Origin of the sequence: Rheinheimera faecalis (assembly GCF_021290965.1) — a bacterium.
Taxonomy (GTDB): domain Bacteria; phylum Pseudomonadota; class Gammaproteobacteria; order Enterobacterales; family Alteromonadaceae; genus Pararheinheimera; species Pararheinheimera faecalis.
The window spans coordinates 70,809-89,649 of sequence record NZ_JAJOYT010000009.1; the positions used below are offsets into that span (position 1 = coordinate 70,809).

Here is an 18,841-nt window from a genome sequence, read left to right on the forward strand (position 1 = left end):
TTGGGTCTGCGTCGTTTTTACCACATTTTAAAAACCTTGCTGCACTACGGGTTGGAACAATTGATCCCGCAGCAGTGGCAACCCTGGTATTTCCGTGCTGCACGCAGCTCTGCTTTCTGGTTGAAAAACCAACACCCGGATAAAACCGAAGGTGCACGTTTACGTTTAGCTTTACAGCAATTGGGGCCGGTTTGGGTCAAGTTTGGTCAGATGTTATCCACCCGCCGTGACTTGTTTCCCGAACAATGGGTGGATGAGCTGGCCAAGTTACAGGATAAAGTGGAAGCCTTCCCTGGTGATCAGGCCAGGCAGCTGATTATTCAGCAATTAGGTTTACAACAGATCACCGACTTATTTGAGCAGTTTGACGAAACACCACTGGCTTCAGCTTCTATTGCACAGGTACATAGCGCTCAGCTAAAACAAGCAGACGGCACTTTGGCTGATGTGGTGATTAAAGTGATTCGGCCTGATATCAGGCCACAAATTCTGGCTGATTTAGAATTGATGGATGCTTTGGCTGATTTAGTGGCTCGTTATCTGCCGGATGGCAAAAGATTACGTCCTAAAGAAGTTGTGGCAGAGTATCGCAAGACCATTCTGGATGAACTGGATTTGCAGCGTGAAGCCGCTAACGCCATTCAGCTAAAACGTAATTTTGAAGGCTCTGACTCACTCTATATCCCTTATGTTTACGCCGACCACAGCAGACCAGGCGTGATGGTGATGGAACGAATTTATGGTATTCCAGTGTCGGATTTGACTGCGCTAAAAGCTCAGGGTACCAATCTGGAATTGCTGGCCAAACGTGGAGTCGAGGTCTTTTTCACTCAAGTATTCCGTGACAGCTTTTTCCATGCCGATATGCATCCTGGTAATATTTTTGTCTCTTTTGAAACACCAGACAATCCGAAATACATTGGCATAGACTGCGGCATAGTCGGTACCTTAAATAAAGAAGATAAACGATATCTGGCAGAAAACTTCGTTGCTTTCTTTAACCGCGACTATTTAAAAGTTGCTCAGTTGCATGTGGATTCTGGCTGGGTGCCGGCTGACACCAGCGTTGAAGAATTTGAAAGCGCGATCCGTACCGTTTGTGAACCTATTTTCCAAAAGCCGCTACAGGATATCTCTTTTGGTCAGGTGCTGTTTAATCTGTTTAATACAGCCCGTCGTTTTAATATGCAGGTTCAGCCGCAACTGGTATTGTTGCAAAAAACACTGTTGTATATTGAAGGCTTAGGGCGTCAGCTGTACCCACAACTGGATTTATGGCAAACCGCCAAACCATTTCTGGAAAACTGGGTCAAACAGCAGATGGGACCCGCAGCCTTATGGCGCGAAATTAAAGCCAATTTACCATTTTGGGCAGAAAAGATGCCGGAAATGCCGGGCTTGTTGCATCACTACTTGCAACAGGGTCCAAAACAGCAAGCTCACTTGTTAGCTCAATTGCAGCAAGTACAGGCGCAACAACATCACCAGACTAAAAAACTGGCGAATGCGGTGCTGGCAGGTTGCAGTTTATTAGCAGCTGTCTTATTACTGACATCTGGCTGGTCTATAACAGCGGCGGGACTTGCACTGGTCGCAGTGGGTTTTGCCTTAAAAATTAACTGACGGACCAAAAGGTTCGTTACCGCAGTTTGGAAACCGAAGGAGAATAACATGGGTTTTGGTGGCATTAGTATTTGGCAGTTATTGATCATCCTGGTGATTATTGTCCTGCTGTTTGGCACAAAGCGTCTGCGCGGCATAGGTACAGATTTGGGTTCAGCTATTAAAGGTTTCCGCAATTCGGTGAAAGATCCGGAAGAAACTGTAGAACCAGCAGCTCCTGTTGTTCAGCCACAGCAGCCACAAATTAAAGCTGAAGTGAAAGACTCAACCCCTGTCAGCGCTGATCAGCCAAAAACGCCTGAACAACGCTAAATGAGCTTTTGGGAATTAGTTGTCATAGCCGTAGTTGCTCTGCTGGTCTTAGGCCCGGAGCGATTGCCTGGCGCTATTCGCAGTGTCAGTGGCTTTGTCCGCAGCGTGAAACAATTTGGCCAGCAAATGCAGGCCGAATTAAATGACGAACTGCGGGTTCAGGAGCTGCACGATAAGTTAAAACAGGCCGAAGAGAAGGGGTTGTTAAATCTGACCACTGAAGAAATGCAGGCCATGGCAGAGCTGCGCCAGGCAGCGGCCGATGTGACGAATCCTTATCCAGCTGCAAGCAAACCAATTGAGCCACAAACACAGCCGGTAGAGCCAGCGGCTCCTTCTTTATCCGTATCAGCAGATCCAGTAGTAGCAGATGACAAAAACCACAAATCCTAACAGCCTGTTAGGGCACCTGATTGAACTACGACGTCGCCTGTTAAATACAGTTATGGCTGTACTTTTGGTATTTATTTCTTTGGCTTATTTTGCAGCCGATATTTATCACCTGATGGCTTCGCCTTTAATGGCTGTATTGCCTGCTGGCGCCTCTATGATAGCGACAGATGTAGCAGCACCATTTTTTGCCCCTTTTAAACTGACCTTTATTGTCGCACTTTGTCTGGCTGTGCCTTACATGCTGTGGCAAATCTGGTTGTTTGTCGCACCCGCTTTATACCAAAAAGAAAAGCATCTGGTCGCGCCGCTGATTATCTCCAGCACTGTGCTGTTTTATTGTGGTATCGCTTTTGCGTACTACATTGTGTTCCCTCTAGTGTTTGGTTTTTTCACCAGCGTGGCACCTGAAGGGGTAACCATAGCAACGGATATCAGCAGCTATCTGGATTTTGTTTTAAAACTTTTTTTCGCTTTTGGTTTATCTTTTGAAATTCCGGTCGCTGTATTGTTATTAGTATGGACAGGTGCAGTCACTCGTCAGCAACTTGTTGAAAAGCGCCCTTACTTTGTTGTCTTTGCTTTTATTATCGGTATGTTGCTGACACCGCCTGATGTATTATCCCAGACACTACTGGCGGTCCCTATGTGTTTATTGTACGAATTGGGTGTATGGCTTAGCCGTTTTTATGTGCCAGTTGAATCAGATCCAGACGAAGTGTCTAATGAGGAAAAATAGAATGAAAAAAGCGCTTGTTATGTTGGCTTTGTTTGCTCCTGCTTTGTATGCAGCAGATTTATCCCAACAACTGGAACAGTGCCGTAGCCTGGGCAATGACCTGCAAAGGTTAGTTTGCTATGACAAAATGAACACAGCGGCAGCTGGCGCTTATGTGAAAGCCATTTCTAACAGCGGAAGCACGGTTCAGACTGTGAATGTTGCTCCTGTCGCGCCAACTAAAGAAGAATTTGGTCTGGAACGTAAAGTCGAAGCGGCTAAAGAAGAAGTTGAGATTCAAAATCTGGAGTTGGTGTTACAAAGTGTTGACACTAATCGTCAGGGCATGATGATTTTCACTTTTGATAATGGTCAGGTTTGGCGCCAGACTTCAAAAGATATCTTCACAGCCACACCAGGCAGCACTTATATCATCGAGCGTGGTTTGTTAGGCTCTTTCTTTATGAATAAAGAAGGCACAAACCGCAAAACCAGAGTATTACGTGAAAAGTAATATGCCATTATGGTTTGATGCTGGCGTCAATTTATTCAGCGATCGCTTTAACAGCGATCGCGACGACGTTGTGCGGCAAGCCAGAAATGTCCATGTTAAGGAAATGCTGCTGATTAGCAGCGATCTGGCTGAAAGCCAGTTGAATACCCATTATTGTTCGAATCATCCATCCTTGTATTGCACTGCAGGTGTACACCCTCATCAGGCTGCCGGAGTATCCGCCGGATGGATAGCCCATCTGGAAAGCCTGTTGCAGGACCCGCACGTTGTCGCTGTGGGTGAATGTGGTCTGGATTTCAACAGAAACTTTTCAACTCCAGAACAACAAATCGAAGTTTTTGAGGCTCAATTAGCCTTGGCAACAGGACTCAACAAGCCTGTTTATCTGCACGAACGTGATGCCTTTCCAACCCAAATCAGTTTATTAAAAAATCACCCTGGCTTAAGTGGCATAGCGCACTGCTTTACCGGAGACAGCTCGCAATTAAAAGCTTACCTGGATTTGGGACTTTATATTGGAATAACTGGCTGGTTATGTGACACCAAACGTGGCCAGAGTTTAATAGACGCTGTCCGTTATTTGCCATTGGACAGATTAGTACTGGAAACTGACGCCCCATTTTTATTGCCTAAAACTATGGCACCTAAACCTAAATCAAGCCGGAACGAACCAGCCTACTTGCCAGCAATTGCGGCACAGTTTGCTGATATGACTGGCCACAGCCTTGACGAGATAGCTCTGCATAGCAGGAGAAACAGCCTGACCCTGTTTCAGATCACAGCAGATGAGCACTATTTATGATGCAATGGCTACAGCTGCATTGGCAGCAGTTATTAATCGGCTTCGGCGCTGGCGCAGTCTTCACTGCTTTATTGGCCTGGTTGCTGTTTTATCTGCAGCAAAAAAAATGGCAGCTGAATGTCGCTGATCAGCTTGAAGACAGTATTCAGCAACGCACCCTTGAACTACAAATTACCCTGACTGAGCTGGCAGACAAAAATAAACTGCTGGAACAACAAAGCACCCGTGATGCATTAACAGGGGTGCGCAACAGAGCCTTTTTTGATCAGAAGCTCAGCGCTGAAATTAAGCGTAGCCGCCGTGAGCGCAGCACTTTGGGTCTGTTAATGATAGATATTGATCACTTTAAAGCCTTCAATGACAACCATGGCCATCTGGTGGGTGATTTGGTGATTAAAGAAGTAGCTAACTGCCTGCAGCAAGAACTCAAACGCAGCACCGATCATTTGTGCCGTTACGGTGGTGAAGAATTTGCCATCATTTTGCCAAACACAGATAAAGACGGTGCCATGGTCCTGGCAGAGCAAGTACGACTTTGTCTGGAGAACCAGCGTATTCAGTATGAAGAGCTGGAGCTGTCCATCAGCGTCAGTATAGGTTGTTACGCTGCAGTAGCTGAAATCAGCAGCACCAATGCAGAATATATTCAGGCCGCAGACATAGCTCTGTATCAGGCGAAAAATGAAGGTCGAAACAGGGTTGTTTGCAGCCCTGAGGTTGTGATCCCAGTACAGGAAACTCCAGATGAGTCAGTTTAACGAATACTTCCCTGCCAGCCGTTTACGCCGTATGCGTCAGTCTGATTTCAGCCGTCGTTTAATGGCTGAAAACCGTGTCACTGTGGACGACTTAATTTATCCGATGTTTATTGTTGAAGGCGAAAATCAGCGTCAGGTAATTCCGTCGATGCCAGGTATTGAACGCTTATCGCTGGATTTATTACTTGAAGAAGCAAAAGAGTTGGTCGCTTTAGGTATTCCTGCTATTGCGATATTTCCTGTTACATCAGCAGAGAAGAAATCACTGTTAGCAGAAGAAGCTTATAACCCGGACGCTTTGGCACAACGTGCTGTTCGTATGTTAAAACAGCATATGCCTGAACTGGGTGTGATCACCGATGTCGCTTTAGACCCTTTCACCACTCATGGTCAGGACGGCATTATTGATGACGAAGGTTATGTGCTCAATGACATCACTACAGATATTCTGGTAAAGCAGGCTTTATCTCACGCTGAAGCAGGAGCGGATATAGTTGCGCCATCAGATATGATGGATGGTCGTATTGGCGCTATACGCTCTGCACTGGAGGCCGAAGGTTTTGTGAATACCAAGATCATGGCCTACTCAGCCAAATACGCTTCGGCTTATTATGGCCCATTTCGTGATGCGGTCGGCTCTGCTGGTAACTTAAAAGGTGGTAATAAAAAGTCTTATCAGATGGACCCGGCCAACAGCGACGAAGCTTTACGTGAAGTAGCCCTGGATCTGGAAGAAGGCGCTGACATGGTGATGGTAAAACCAGGTATGCCATATCTGGATATAGTGCGCCGCGTGAAAGACGAATTTGGAGTGCCTACTTTTGCTTATCAGGTCAGCGGCGAATACGCCATGCATATGGCTGCCATTCAAAACGGCTGGTTGGCGGAAGAAGCCATAGTGATGGAGTCGTTACTGGCCTTTAAACGCGCAGGCGCTGATGGCATTTTGACTTACTTCGCGAAAAAAGCCGCCATCTGGTTGCAGCAAAAATAAAGTTAAGCCGCAGCATTGGCGGTCTCACTGAGCTATCAGTGGTACCGCCATTAAGTTAGCTTCTCTTCGGCCATACATAGAGACTACAAACTCATCCTCACTGACTGCAGTTACAGAACGGCTGGTTTTAATACTGCGTCCAGGCACTCTGAATAATTCCTCGCCGGAGCTTTGCCCCCAGGCTTTAAACATCCACAAGTCGGCATCAGGTAAACGTTGCAGGTAATAAATGCCCTTTTCATCCACTAACCAATTGCCCCAATCCACTTCAGCCAACTGTGGCACCAGCAATTGTTCTGTCCCTTTTTGATCCTGAAGCCAAATACCGCCCGTTAAAGCCTTCACATACAACAATCCACCGTCCGGCGCTTCTCGTGCAAAAATACCGCCCTTCACTGTATGTTGCTGCGAAATGCCTGATTGCAAATCCAGCCGCCAAATCTGCCAATCACCGCTAATATTTGAGCTGAAATATAAACTTCGACCATCCCGGCTCCAACTGGCATGCTGGCTTTCAAAAGGTTTTTCGCTGACGGGTTTAAAATCCGGACCAGACAAAGTGCCGAGATAAAGCTGGACAGGTTCATTTTCGTTGCTGCGTGCAGGCACCACAAAATGCTCGCCATCCGGTGCCAGACTGGCAATATCCACCAGCCCTTCATAAGTCGTATGTACCCGCTGCACCTTTGTTTGAGCTAAATCAGAATGCCATAAATCAAAACGACCACTACGACTGGACATAAACAGCAGCCGATCCGAAGAGGCTTTGTACTCAGGATATAATTCACGCCCTAAAGTTTTGGGCATCAACATGGGTTCCTGTCCCTTCTTAATGCGATACAACTGCTCCTCACTATTGTATTGGGTGTACACCAGTTCAGGCTGAGGCCCAAGTCTGACCGCGATACGGCCAGGCGCTTTGACATAAGACAATGGAGTAATTTGTCCTGTTTGTACTGAGATTTGTAAAATCGACAACTCGCCTTGCCAGACGCTGTTGAAATACAGGAATTTGTCGTCCGGACTCCAGGCCAGAGAATAGATATACAAAGGATCTTTAGTTAAGGCTCTGCTGCTGCCATCGCTTTGGCGCAGATAAATCATACCCAGATGTTTGGTCTGGCGAACATAAGCAAGCTGGCCACTGTGATTGGCGAAAGCCAGCGGATAATCCTGCGTATCAGCACGGGGCGACGATAATCTTTCCATACGGCCAGTGCTCATATCACGACCTTGTATATTCACACCTCCCAGCTCATTCACCGCAGCAAAAGCCAGCATATTGGTGCTGGCAGACCAGGACAAAGTGTTTTGCAAATGCTGATGAAAACAATTAGCTAAGGTGGCAGTTTGATCTGAAGTCAAATCCAGCACCCTGACCTGACAGTCGTTCTGCTGGACAGCAAGATAAGCCAATTGTTGTTGATCGGGTGACCAGGCTGGGGCTGTTGCATACTGATGTTCCGGTGTCAGACGTACAGCTGCTTTGCTCATCTGCTGTAAATCTAGTCGGAAGATACCAGGTGCCTGGCCAGGAGCGTCCGCCATAAAGGCCATGTAACGGCCATCACGACTAAAACTTGGCATTTCCTCCACGCCCAGCAAGGACGTCAGCTGGCGTGGCCGTATATCGGGTTTTAGTGCAGTCTCAATCTGAGCTGGTTGCTGCCGGTTGAACCACAAGATTATTATAACCACTACCATACTTAAACCGAGCAGCCACCAAACCCAACGCCTGGAGGAAGCTGCAGTTTGACTCAGACTGTTTCGATAGTCAGCATGAACAGGCTGAGGTAACGCCGCCAATTCATAACCGGTTTTGGCAATGGTCAGTATCAATTCCTGCTCTGCACCCGCCTGCTCAAAAGCTTTACGCAGTTGCCATACTGCATTGGTCAGGCCCTTTTGTCCTACCGCATCATTACCGGACCAAATACGCTGAATGAGCTCTTGTCGACTCACAGCTCTGTCCTGATGCTGAATTAAATATTGCAGTACTTCAAATACACGTGCTGGTAGTTGCACTTCGCTCAGTGGTCCGGAAATTTTGTGGTTATCACTCTGGATCAGGCAAGGTCCAAGCACTACATCAGGGAAATCGGGCAACATAAAATCCTGTCATAAAGGCGCAAAATTTATACTTTTTCTAATGGGTTTCTGCACTTGTATAACAGCAGCTGACAGAGTGTCAATGCCAACGGTGCTCACCCAGCCCGCCATATTGTTAACGACTGTAATCCAATGTTTTATGGCGTTAAAACATGTTGGCATAACCACAAAAGGAACAGACTAACCAATTGATTAATAACGGATAGATAATTTAAAGATATATATTCGACAGAAAACTGAGAATCCCCCTATTGAGCCAGAATCGGCAGTTTTGTTAGCGTCAAACTGTCATTTTCCGGTCATATCAGCTTGCCCGCAAAAGACATAAAAATAACTAAAAAAACCTAATTCCAGGTGTAACAATTTAAAGAGGATTCCATGCCAAGAACTATTCACAGTCTGGCGGGGGCTATACTGGCGGCACTGTCGTCAACTCCTGCTTTGGCGGCAACAGCTCATCTGCCCGTCTTGTCAGAACAAAAGCCTTTTGCGGCCACCACAATAGCTGCAGATACAGTGGCCGTTTACAGCATTGAACTGAAACTCGACAGCGCCTTACAACAAGGCCAGGTTGATAAAGCTCAACATCAGGCCATCAAAAAACAACAAGCACAATTTATCAGCACTCTGAAAAGTCAGTTTGGTCAGATCAAAGTGCTGGGACAAAGTGTACTGTTTGACAACCAGATCTCTGTAGAACTGTCCGAACAACAGGCAACGCAATTGACATCTATGGCGGATGTGAAAAAAGTCACCAAACTTGACCCCGCTTTAAAAGCCCAGTTACTCAGCACACAACCTGTTCCGCAACAGCTGCATAAATTTGCTGCGTCCGCAGAACTGCCGGCCGCGTTGGCAGGCCTGGATGGTGGCAAAGGGGTCACCATAGCCGTTTTATCTACAGGTGTGGATTACACTCACAAGTTATTAGGTGGAGCCGGTACAGCCGAAGCTTATCAACAAGCCATTAAAAATGCGGGGGGCCCCTACAAAGGCTTTCCTACCACTGTAGTGACCTCAGGCCGTGACTTTATTTCCGACCACCCCGACTTCAGCTTTGGTTATGACGACAACCCTATTGAATCTGACCTTGTCTATGAATTACCAGGTGGTGCATATCCTACAGGCCGCGGCACCTTGCTGGCGTCCTATATTCACCAGTTAGCACCGGCAGCACAAATTCGCGCTGGTAAAATGTATAACATCATGGCGGAAAACGGCGAAATTGCTTCTCTGGCAGGTCCGGATCACGCCATTTTATCCAGAGCTATGGAATGGGCTTTAGACCCAAATGGCGATGGTGATTTATCAGATAAAGCTGATGTGATTTTGTTAGATTTCCAATTTTACGGCCATGGTATCTATAGCCAGAAAGACAATGGTGGAGACCAGTTATCCTTATATGCTGCAGCCATTCAAAGAGCTGCCAGTGCAGGCTCGTTATTAGTGGTTGCTCAGGGGGAATTTGAGTCATCGAACCGTTTCGCTACCCCTTATCAGGCCACTGCACCTGCGGCTTTGGCGGTAGGCTCTGCCTATACAGATGGCGACCGAATAAAAGTCGATGCCAACTCACCTCACGGCCCTGTTCGTGGTGAACTGGAGTTATTAAAGCCCGACGTCATAGCGCAAGCCAAAGATATTACCGCAGCAGCTGTAGGCACTGGTGAAGCCACGGCCACAGCTCAAGGTTCTATTTATGCAGCAGCTCATGCCGCCGCTACTGCAGCTGTATTAAAAGCCCAACATCCGAAGTTAACAGGTGTTGAGCTGAAGGCTTTGATTAACACAACCGCCAATGCAGAAGTCATGACACCAGATGGTGGAGCGCAGGCTGAAGTCAGTTGGATAGGCCATGGTGTAGTAGATGCAACCTCAGCACAAAAAAGCGCTTTATTAGCCTGGGATGCAGACACCAACCAAACTGGTATTAACTTTGGCTTGCAGGAAGTACCAGCGAATCAAAGCACAACCTTAAGCCGGCATATTTATCTGCGCAACCTAACCGACAAAGCATTAACCTACAAAATTGCAGTCAATGCCAATCAGCCGGAGCGTCATAAAGCCTTAAGCTGGCAACATGCCACTTCTGTCACTATTGGTGCAGGCCGCTCAACCTTAGTTCCGGTTAGCTTAACGATCGACTCTGCTTTATTGGCTAACTGGCCTATGTTGACGGGTGACGATTACAGCGCAGAAAAATGGCGTGAAACTGAACTGGATGGTTATATTCAATTGAGTAGTGAAGGCCAGCCAACCAGTCAATTGGCTTGGCAGGTTAGAGCCAGAACCAAAGCTGATATACAGAAAAACTACAGCAGCTTTGACGAGTTTTTATCTTTAGATGGTTATCGCTCCACCATAGGGGCTAAGTACTTTGAGAATTATAAAGTATTGGCTCAGGACTTTAAAAACACTTCAGATAAAACGGTCGAATATGCGGTTTACCCTACCTTAAGGCAACGCACTGCTATGCCTGTGCATCTGCAGGAGTCTGAAGGTGCGGTACTTAAAGCTGTAGGCAATGGTGTATTTCCTGATGCCAGTTGCAGCAGTGGTCAGAAGTTTTCTGTAGCCACCAGCTTTTTCCTGCCAAAAGAACTCGCAACAGCGAATTACATCGAACGTGGCGATGCGCTGGTAGCCTGGGAGATTTTTAAACACGACTTTACCGCCAATAATGCCACTCTGCCCGCCAATCAGGCATTAACAAACAGTACCGAAGCCGACGTATTGCTGCGTGGTTATGTCAGTATTGATTTTGTTACGGGTAAACCTGTGGGTTACTACACCGACCTGAGTATGGAATACGATATCAATAATCCTACTGCCCGTTTTAAGCCTACTAAATTGCCGGTCCGTTTTACCAGCGACAGTAGCAATGTATTGGTGGAATATTGCCTGGAAGAGCTTGAGCCATGGGGAATTATTCCGGAAGATTTAAACCATAATTTAGGTTATATCGTCAGCACTGACCGTGACGCCATGCCTGAAGCCTCTGAACCTATCATGCAGTTTAATCCGGTTAATATGGGTGCCATTCACATTACCTACGAATATGACTGGTTCGGTAATCTGATTGAAAAAACAGACAACCAATCCAATCGGATTTTATTAAGTCCGGCCCCTGTAGCAGAACCTGAACGTGTTTACACTGAACGACTGAGCTTAGCTCCTGGTGAGTCCGCCACTATTACCGGCATCAACGAGGGTTACTGCGGCTTTGGTTATACCTGTGGTAACGGTTTTATGTTGATGGCTCTGGACTCCAACTTTAACCTGGTAGCTGAAATCAGAACAGGTGATACCAAAAGCACCATTGCGACGCCAAGAGCAGGCCAACAATTCCTGACGCTTGAACATACGGCAACTGGCACCAGCCTGGGTTTTGTGCAACTGGATAGTTTTGGTTATTTTGCTGAAGGTGGTCAGTTGACATCGGATCGCAAACATCTGTTAGCCATAGTGGATGCAATTCCGGGCAATCCCATCCGTTTAACTCCTGAAGGCGAATTGTTGGTGGCCAACGCCGACACTTTGGACTTTGAAACCCAATCTGAACTGACCTTTAAGGTTCAAGCCAACCTGGGGGACGACATGCTTTCTGCTGCAGTTCCAGTCACAGTCAAGTTGCAAAACATCAATGACAATGCTCCACAACTGTCCAGCGCAGTACAAACCAGTTATCAATTGACGACCGGCCAGGAAGTCTCTGTGTCATTAAGCACCTGGTTTAGTGACGCAGATCAAGACGGCTTAACTTTAAGTCTAAGCGCTTTACCAACGGGCCTGAAGTACAACGCAGAACAACAGCTGTTGCATGGCACCGTCTCGCAAAGCAGCACTATTACCGTCACAGCCACGGATGGCGACCATAAAACTACAGCTGAACTGAAGCTGACAGTGCCTGAAGCTCCGGCTCAAAGCTCTGGCGGTAGTATCAGTTATTTGTGGTTAGTTCTGCTGGGAATGACTGGTGTTATGCACTTAGCTCAGCGTCGCGCCGCTTAACTGAATCCGACAAAGGCTCCCTGTGGGAGCCACAAACAATAAAGGTTAGTTTATGAAATATAAGAGTTTTTACTTAGCTATAGCGGCCATAAGCCCGCTATTAGCAGCACAAACCACCAGTGATGATGCACTACCCAATAAACTCAATAAAGTGACAGCAGCGACGGAGAAAGCCTTGTCTGCTGCATCTGATGATGTCTATTTTGTCCGTTTTACTGCGCCGGCTCTGGCCAATTCAGCCTTAGCCACTCAAGGTACGCTGAACGCCAAATCCGCCGGCAGCAAAAGTTATGTACAACAATTAAAGCGTCAACAGCAAACTCAGCTGCAACAGGCCAGCAAAACCTTAAAACGCCCACTGCAGACACTGACCTCTTATCAATACAGCGTCAACGCTGCAGTAGTCAAAATGGATGCTGACACTGCAAAAGAACTCGCTAAACAACCCGGCATAGCTGCAGTAGAAAAGCGTCAGATGCATTATCTGATGACAGACTCTGGTCCAGCTTACATAGGCGCAGCCAAAGTATGGGCAGGTGAGCAAGGTATCACAGCCACTAAAGGCGAAAACGTGATAGTAGGCATTCTTGATACCGGTATTAACACCGATCACCCCAGCTTTGCCGATATAGGAGCTGATGGCTATGATCACCAAAACCCATTAGGCGATGGCAACTATCTGGGTGATTGCCAGATTTATGCTCAGTACTGTAATGATAAACTGATTGGGGTTGTCAGTTTTCCCGACATCATAGGCCAATACCCTCCTTTGCTCGACCCTAAATATGCCGATTTAGCTGAACGCACTCAGATAGGGTATGACTTTAACGGTCACGGTAGCCACGTCGCTTCAACTGTGGCAGGCAATGAGTTACATCAGGTACCAGCTTTTAATCCGGTAGGAGACCAGGCGGAATTCAGCTTCCCTATGGTTAGCGGTGTAGCCCCTCATGCCAATATCGTCTCTTATCAGGTTTGCTTTCCGGGTCAGGCCGACGATGGCTTAGTCGGATGTTTCCCAGAGCTAGCGATTCAGGCACTGGAACATGCCATTATCAATGGTGTGCAGGTGATTAATTACTCGGTCGGTGGACCGGTAGAAGATCCATGGAACTCCACTCAAGCGCTAGCCTTTTTAAATGCCAGAGCTTTTGGTTTGCATGTGGCCACGTCAGCAGGTAACTCAGGCCCGGACGCCAGCACTGTGCGCAGCCCAGGCAATGCGCCCTGGCTGACCTCTGTTGCAGCGGCCACTCATGACCGTGCTTTTACCGATAAGACTATCAGTCTGCCCAGTGGCGTTACTCTGACAGGTAAAGGTGTGACTTCCGCTATCAGTGGTTTATTAGTCGATGCCAGTACAGCGGGTGACGGCAACTGTATGCAGCCTTTTGCTGCAGGTACCTTTGACGGTAAAATTGTCCTGTGTCGTCGTGGCGAAATTGCGCGGGTCGAAAAAGGCCGTAACGTGAAAGCTGGCGGTGCTTTGGGTATGGTGCTGATAAACGTGGAAGGCGGTGCCAACACAGTGGATGCAGATCTGCATTCCTTACCTGCTATAAACCTGAGCATAGCCGACGGTGCAACTTTACTGAGTGAACTGACAACAGCAGGTATTCAGGTCAGTATAAGCGCCTCGGAAATGATTGCGGACGCCACTAAAGGCAGTATCTTAGGTGCCTTTTCGTCTCGTGGTCCGGCTTTGCCTTATAACAGCTACCTGACTCCGGCCTTGTCTGCTCCAGGTGTGGGTATTTATGCCGCCTACGCCAGATATCAGCCTTACAACAATACCAAAGCAGAGGCCGACTACGGCATGCTGGACGGAACTTCAATGGCCAGCCCTCATGTGGCAGGAGCTTTGGCGTTACTAAAAGCGCTGCACCCGGACTGGACTCCAGCTCAGGCACAATCCGCCTTAATGCTAACCGCCAATACGGCAGTGCGTCAGGACGATAATCTGGACGGCACCACAGAACAAGCCACACCTTTTGAAATGGGTGCCGGTATGGTGCAGGTGCATGAAGCCGCTAAAACAGGCTTGTTGCTGGATATCACTAAAGATGATTATCTGGCTGAAGATCCAAATCTGGGTGGAGATCCGACTAAGCTCAACATTCCAAGCTTAGTGCAGGCAGATTGTTTACTAAGTTGCAGCTGGACCCGCACTGTCACAGCCACTAAATCAGGTAGCTGGCAAAGCAGCGCAGAAATGATTCAGGGTGCTATGGATATCAGCGTTAGCCCGGCAAGTTTCAGCTTAGCTGAAGGTGAATCGCAGGAACTGGTGATTACTGCCCACTTTAATGCTCAAAGTAAAACGGGTTGGCAATTTGCGTCACTGGTACTGACTGAAGGCCAGCAGAAGCTAAAAATGCCTGTTTCCGTTAGATTTAAAGCAGGCACAGGCCCAGAGCAAAGTAAACTCACAGCACAACAGGGCTCAGGCTCTGCTCTGGTATCAGGTTTTGTCTCGGCGACGTCACCAGCAGAGTTGGCAGTGCAAACCATTGGCCTAACCAAAGCACAAAAACATAGCTTTGAGCTGAAAGCGCCACTGACAGAACCTTCAGGCAACGACTGGGCCAGAATCACTGAATCTACTCATGCAATTCCACTGCAAATCACTTCAGATACACAAAGGATATATGCCGAAGTACTGGATACTACAAGTCAGGACTTGGATTTCTACGTAGGCCGTGATTTAAACCTGAATGGTCGTCCTGACGCCGACGAATACTTTGGTTTGATTTGCACCAGCGCTGGACCAGATAACAATGAAGTATGTAATAGTTCGGATCTGACACCAGGTCGTTACTGGCTGGCCGTGCATAACTTCCAGGGCAGCGCACCAGGTGCGACCGATCAGATAGAAATCCGTGTCGCGCAGTCAGACAGTGCAGAACAAAGTGACAATCTGCAAGCCACTGTTGTGCCGTCATCTGCTACTGAATACAGCCTCAAGTTAGACTGGAAACTGCCGGAAAGTGACACAGACGAGCTCTGGATTGCGGATACAATTCTGACCAATCCACAGGGAGATTTAGCCTCTGTTTTGCAAATCAATCTGCAACAACAACAGAGCTTAGTCAAACTGAGCAGCAGCAAAACCACTGAACTGGCAGGCAAGGCGTTAAGCTATCAATTACAGATTGCGGCTAACAGCTCAGGACAAGCCAGAACGTTGGAGTTAGCGGCTCAATTGCCAACAGGCTGGACACTGTCAGGTTCTGCGGTGAATGATAACAGTATCGAACTGACGCAAGCCGCAGATGCTGCAGCTCAGACTCTTGATCTGACCTTAACCCCTGATAATGCCAACCAACTGGGCGAAATCAGTTGGTCTTTGCAGTATCAGCAAGACGACACATCAGCTGTTATCGAAGCTCCGGCAGTGAAGGTATTGGCTGAACTGAAGCTCAGCATTAACGGCCAGAACAATGCCAGTCTGAGTGCAAAAGCCGGTGACACAGTGACTGTTGCAGCTGTCAGTAGCAGAACTGAAGCCGTCAGTTATCAGTGGACTCAAACTTCAGGTCCAACAGTGACATTAAACGGAGATAAAACAGGCACTGTCAGCCTGAAGGCGCCAGAGGTGCAGCAAGACAGCACCGTAGTACTGCAATTAAAAGCAGTTGGTGCAGAAGATGAAAGTACTGCCACAGCAACCGTCAGCATAGCGCTGAAAGCACCAGAAAAGAAAAGCAGTGGCAGTTTGGGCTGGTTCAGTCTGATGCTGTTGTTAGTGCCGGTAAGCAGAAGATTAAAACGTTAAACTAAGCTTAGTAATTCAGAGGCCAGAGCTAAAACTCTGGCCTTTTTTATTCTATAGCCAACTGCCAGCCTGCCTGTTGCTGATACAGCATTTCCTGTTCCAGCTCGGCACGCATTAGTGGGTGATGATCCAACCAGCCTTCAGGCAAAGTTAAAGTCAAAGCTTCAGCTTGTGCTGTGATTTGCACTTCAGGCAGCACTTCATGCCGACGACGCATCGACAAAATCACCGACAGCCGCAATAAACGGGTTAACCGCACAGCGAGCAACACTGAGGTCATAGTTTGTTTCGACAGAATTTCTTTATGAATATCGGCTCTGTGGTTGTACACCAAAGCCATCAGCAGTTGTTGCTGAGCACGGGTAAAACCTGGCAGTTCGGCATGGCTGATAATGTAAGCGCCATGATGGTGATGGTTTTTGTATTCAATCAACAGGCCCAGCTCATGCAATAACGCACCTGAACGCAACATGGCTAAACCTTCAAAACTGGCTAAATTCCATTGCTGATGCAGCTGATCGGCCAAAGTAGCTGCCATATCCGCCACCCGCTCTGCATGTTGCTGGTCAATGTAATAACGCACCATCATGCTTTGCATAGTGCGGGCACGAACATCCTGATGTTGCAACTGCGGTAACATACTGTAGAGCACACCCTCGCGCAAAGCACCGCCGGACAAGGTCATGCCACTGATATTCAACACTCGGAACAGGGCAATTAAAATAGCCAAACCTGAAGGGAACACTTGTTTACGTTCCTGAGCTAAACCAGGCAGATTCAGCTGATCCATATGACCACAGGCCAGAGCCTGCTGCATAATGGCTTCCAGTCGTGGCAAGGTGATGACTTCATCTTTGCCCTGACCTACTAAGATTTCCTGCATCGCCTGCACTGTGCCGGACGCACCCACGGCATTTTGCCAGCCCTGCGTCAGGTACTGCTCACTGATAGTGAGAATTTCCTGCTCTGCAGCAGCAATAGCTGCATTAAAGTTGGCTTCGCTTAATTCATTGTTTTCAAAATAACGTTCAAGAAAAGTCACACAGCCCATATTCAGACTGGACAATAAAATAGGCTGGAAGCCCTGCCCTACAACGATTTCTGTCGAAGCGCCACCTATGTCGATCACCAGACGATTAGAGTCACAATTGGAGGTATGAGCAACGCCCAGATAAATAATGCGGGCTTCTTCTTCTCCGGAAATCACCTGAATAGGCTGGCCTAAAATAGCTTCAGCTTCAACCAGAAAGGTTTTGACGTTACGGGCTAATCGAAGTGTCGCTGTACCAACGATACGGATATTAGCGGAAGGAATATCTTGCAGACGTTCAGCAAACAAAGCCAGGCATTCCCAACCCCGGGTCATGGCTTGTTTGCTGAGCACTAAACTGTCGTTTAAACCTGCGGCCAAACGCACTTTACGTTTGACCCGGCCTATCACCTGGACGCTGCCACCAACCACTTTCACCATCAACATATGAAAGCTATTGGAGCCGAGATCGATCACAGCATAAATATCATTATGCTGTGTCGGTTTTCCTGCGCCGTCCATAGACTTAGCGCGGGCGGCTACGTGGGTTTCTTGGCCCATTCTGATTAGGTCGTCCACCGCTGCGAGCTTGACCCGGACGACGTCTGACCCGTGGTTTTGGCACGGTCAAATCTTCCAGCAACGCAGAAGTATCGTACTGAGTGACTGAAATTGCATGACGGATATAGTCTTCAATAGCCGTCAGGTTCAGTGCATAACGCTCACAGGCAAAACTGATGGCTTTGCCACTTTCACCGGCACGGCCAGTACGGCCAATACGGTGTACATAGTCTTCACAGTCGTCCGGTAAGTCGTAGTTAAAGACATGACTGACCATAGGAATATGTAAACCACGGGCGGCAACGTCTGTTGCAACCAGAATATCCAGTTTACCGCTGGTGAAATCCTCCAGAATACGTAAACGTTTTTTCTGGATCACATCACCTGTCAGTAAACCAACACGGTGACCATCGGCTTCCAACCAGGCGTGAATATCTTCACAGCTGTGTTTGGTATTAGCAAAAACAATGGCTTTATCAGGCCATTCTTCTTCCATCAACGTCAGCAACAATTTCATTTTGTGTTCGTCTGACGGATAAAATAATTCTTCAGAAATACGTGAGCCGGTCATTTGTTCAGGCGCCACGTGAATATGCACGGGCTGGTTCATCTGCTCAAACGCCAGTTCCTGCACCTTGTAAGACAAAGTAGCGGAGAACAACAAGCTCAAACGTTCAGTCACTGGCGGCATGCGACGGAACATAAAACGGATATCTTTAATAAAGCCCAAATCGAACATACGATCGGCTTCATCCAATACCACCACCTGAATTTGTGACAGGTCGTACAGGCCTTGTTTCAGATAATCAATTAAGCGACCTGTGGTGCCAATTAAAATATCTGCACCTTGTTCCAACAATTGACGTTGAGAATCGTAACCCTCGCCCCCATAAATCAAAGCAAGCTTTAAACCTGAAGTTTTAGCTAAGGCTTGAGCGTCATGATGGATCTGAACAGCCAGTTCGCGCGTAGGAGCCATAATGATGGCACGAGGTTGACCTTTAGCCTTTGGCTCATGGGTTAACAAATGATGGAAAGTTGCCGTCAGAAAGGCGAGAGTTTTACCAGTACCTGTTTGTGCCTGGCCCGCAATGTCTTTGCCAGCTAACGCAAGAGGCAAACATTGAGCCTGGATTGGGGTACAATGGTCATAACCTTGCGCGGCCAAAGCGGCAAGAACCTGTGGAGCCAATGCGAAATCGGCAAATTTATGCTGAGTTAAGTGTGTTTTATTCATACGCGCT

The 18,841-nt window shown here is 47.6% G+C and carries 13 protein-coding genes; 10 read left to right on the plus strand and 3 right to left on the minus strand.

Annotated elements, in window-relative coordinates:
* Genes ubiB through hemB form a run of 8 tightly spaced genes read left to right on the plus strand, consistent with a single transcriptional unit; the run spans position 1 to position 6,111 of the window.
* Complete coding sequence (ubiB, locus tag LSG34_RS15020; RefSeq protein WP_233009914.1) at positions 1 to 1,623, plus strand: ubiquinone biosynthesis regulatory protein kinase UbiB; 1,623 nt, start codon at positions 1 to 3, stop codon at positions 1,621 to 1,623.
* Between the two features lie 48 nt (positions 1,624 to 1,671).
* Positions 1,672 to 1,935 (plus strand): twin-arginine translocase TatA/TatE family subunit, encoded by a 264-nt coding sequence (tatA, locus tag LSG34_RS15025; RefSeq protein ID WP_233009916.1) that lies wholly within the window; start codon positions 1,672 to 1,674, stop codon positions 1,933 to 1,935.
* Positions 1,936 to 2,328, plus strand: coding sequence for a Sec-independent protein translocase protein TatB (gene tatB, locus LSG34_RS15030; RefSeq protein ID WP_233009917.1), 393 nt, complete (start codon positions 1,936 to 1,938; stop codon positions 2,326 to 2,328).
* Positions 2,306 to 3,064: a twin-arginine translocase subunit TatC gene (gene tatC, locus LSG34_RS15035; protein ID WP_233009922.1), complete on the plus strand. Its 759-nt coding sequence runs from the start codon at positions 2,306 to 2,308 to the stop codon at positions 3,062 to 3,064. The genes tatB and tatC overlap by 23 nt, the downstream gene beginning before the upstream one ends.
* Before the next feature lies 1 nt (position 3,065).
* On the plus strand, positions 3,066 to 3,557 hold the full coding sequence (locus tag LSG34_RS15040) for a hypothetical protein (RefSeq protein WP_233009923.1): 492 nt from the start codon (positions 3,066 to 3,068) through the stop codon (positions 3,555 to 3,557).
* Between the two features lies 1 nt (position 3,558).
* Entirely contained in the window at positions 3,559 to 4,359 is an 801-nt protein-coding gene (locus LSG34_RS15045) for a TatD family hydrolase (RefSeq protein ID WP_233009924.1), read from the plus strand.
* Positions 4,356 to 5,117, plus strand: a complete 762-nt coding sequence (locus LSG34_RS15050; protein WP_233009925.1) for a GGDEF domain-containing protein — start codon at positions 4,356 to 4,358, stop codon at positions 5,115 to 5,117. Before LSG34_RS15045 ends, LSG34_RS15050 begins: the two co-directional genes overlap by 4 nt.
* The gene (hemB, locus tag LSG34_RS15055) at positions 5,104 to 6,111 is read left to right on the plus strand and encodes a porphobilinogen synthase (RefSeq protein ID WP_233009926.1); all 1,008 of its coding nucleotides are present in this window, start codon (positions 5,104 to 5,106) and stop codon (positions 6,109 to 6,111) included. The genes LSG34_RS15050 and hemB overlap by 14 nt, the downstream gene beginning before the upstream one ends.
* A 24-nt stretch (positions 6,112 to 6,135) precedes the next feature.
* Here the strand turns inward: hemB and LSG34_RS15060 are convergent, their stop codons facing one another.
* The gene (locus LSG34_RS15060) at positions 6,136 to 8,220 is read right to left on the minus strand and encodes a winged helix-turn-helix domain-containing protein (RefSeq protein ID WP_233009927.1); all 2,085 of its coding nucleotides are present in this window, start codon (positions 8,218 to 8,220) and stop codon (positions 6,136 to 6,138) included.
* 378 nt (positions 8,221 to 8,598) lie between these two features.
* On the opposite strand from LSG34_RS15060, the gene LSG34_RS15065 reads away from it, so the two are divergent.
* Both LSG34_RS15065 and LSG34_RS15070 read left to right on the plus strand, forming a co-directional pair.
* On the plus strand, positions 8,599 to 12,231 hold the full coding sequence (locus LSG34_RS15065) for a S8 family serine peptidase (protein ID WP_233009928.1): 3,633 nt from the start codon (positions 8,599 to 8,601) through the stop codon (positions 12,229 to 12,231).
* A 52-nt stretch (positions 12,232 to 12,283) separates the two neighbouring features.
* Positions 12,284 to 16,006, plus strand: coding sequence for a S8 family serine peptidase (locus LSG34_RS15070; RefSeq protein ID WP_233009929.1), 3,723 nt, complete (start codon positions 12,284 to 12,286; stop codon positions 16,004 to 16,006).
* Positions 16,007 to 16,052: 46 nt separating this feature from the next.
* Here the strand turns inward: LSG34_RS15070 and gppA are convergent, their stop codons facing one another.
* Positions 16,053 to 17,597 carry a guanosine-5'-triphosphate,3'-diphosphate diphosphatase gene (gppA, locus tag LSG34_RS15075; RefSeq protein WP_324077313.1) on the minus strand — a complete coding sequence of 515 codons (1,545 nt, stop codon included), beginning with the start codon at positions 17,595 to 17,597 and terminating at the stop codon, positions 16,053 to 16,055.
* Positions 17,563 to 18,834 (minus strand): ATP-dependent RNA helicase RhlB, encoded by a 1,272-nt coding sequence (gene rhlB / locus LSG34_RS15080; protein ID WP_233009931.1) that lies wholly within the window; start codon positions 18,832 to 18,834, stop codon positions 17,563 to 17,565. The genes gppA and rhlB overlap by 35 nt, the downstream gene beginning before the upstream one ends.
* Positions 18,835 to 18,841 lie beyond the last annotated feature (7 nt).

Coding starts and splice junctions, on each gene's coding strand:
- tatA (WP_233009916.1), top strand. CDS start 1,672: ATGGGTTTTGGTGGCATTAGTATTTGGCAGTTATTGATCATCCTGGTG.
- tatB (WP_233009917.1), top strand. CDS start 1,936: ATGAGCTTTTGGGAATTAGTTGTCATAGCCGTAGTTGCTCTGCTGGTC.
- tatC (WP_233009922.1), top strand. CDS start 2,306: ATGACAAAAACCACAAATCCTAACAGCCTGTTAGGGCACCTGATTGAA.
- LSG34_RS15040 (WP_233009923.1), top strand. CDS start 3,066: ATGAAAAAAGCGCTTGTTATGTTGGCTTTGTTTGCTCCTGCTTTGTAT.
- LSG34_RS15045 (WP_233009924.1), top strand. CDS start 3,559: ATGCCATTATGGTTTGATGCTGGCGTCAATTTATTCAGCGATCGCTTT.
- LSG34_RS15050 (WP_233009925.1), top strand. CDS start 4,356: ATGATGCAATGGCTACAGCTGCATTGGCAGCAGTTATTAATCGGCTTC.
- hemB (WP_233009926.1), top strand. CDS start 5,104: ATGAGTCAGTTTAACGAATACTTCCCTGCCAGCCGTTTACGCCGTATG.
- LSG34_RS15060 (WP_233009927.1), bottom strand. CDS start 8,220: ATGTTGCCCGATTTCCCTGATGTAGTGCTTGGACCTTGCCTGATCCAG.
- LSG34_RS15065 (WP_233009928.1), top strand. CDS start 8,599: ATGCCAAGAACTATTCACAGTCTGGCGGGGGCTATACTGGCGGCACTG.
- LSG34_RS15070 (WP_233009929.1), top strand. CDS start 12,284: ATGAAATATAAGAGTTTTTACTTAGCTATAGCGGCCATAAGCCCGCTA.
- gppA (WP_324077313.1), bottom strand. CDS start 17,597: ATGGGCCAAGAAACCCACGTAGCCGCCCGCGCTAAGTCTATGGACGGC.
- rhlB (WP_233009931.1), bottom strand. CDS start 18,834: ATGAATAAAACACACTTAACTCAGCATAAATTTGCCGATTTCGCATTG.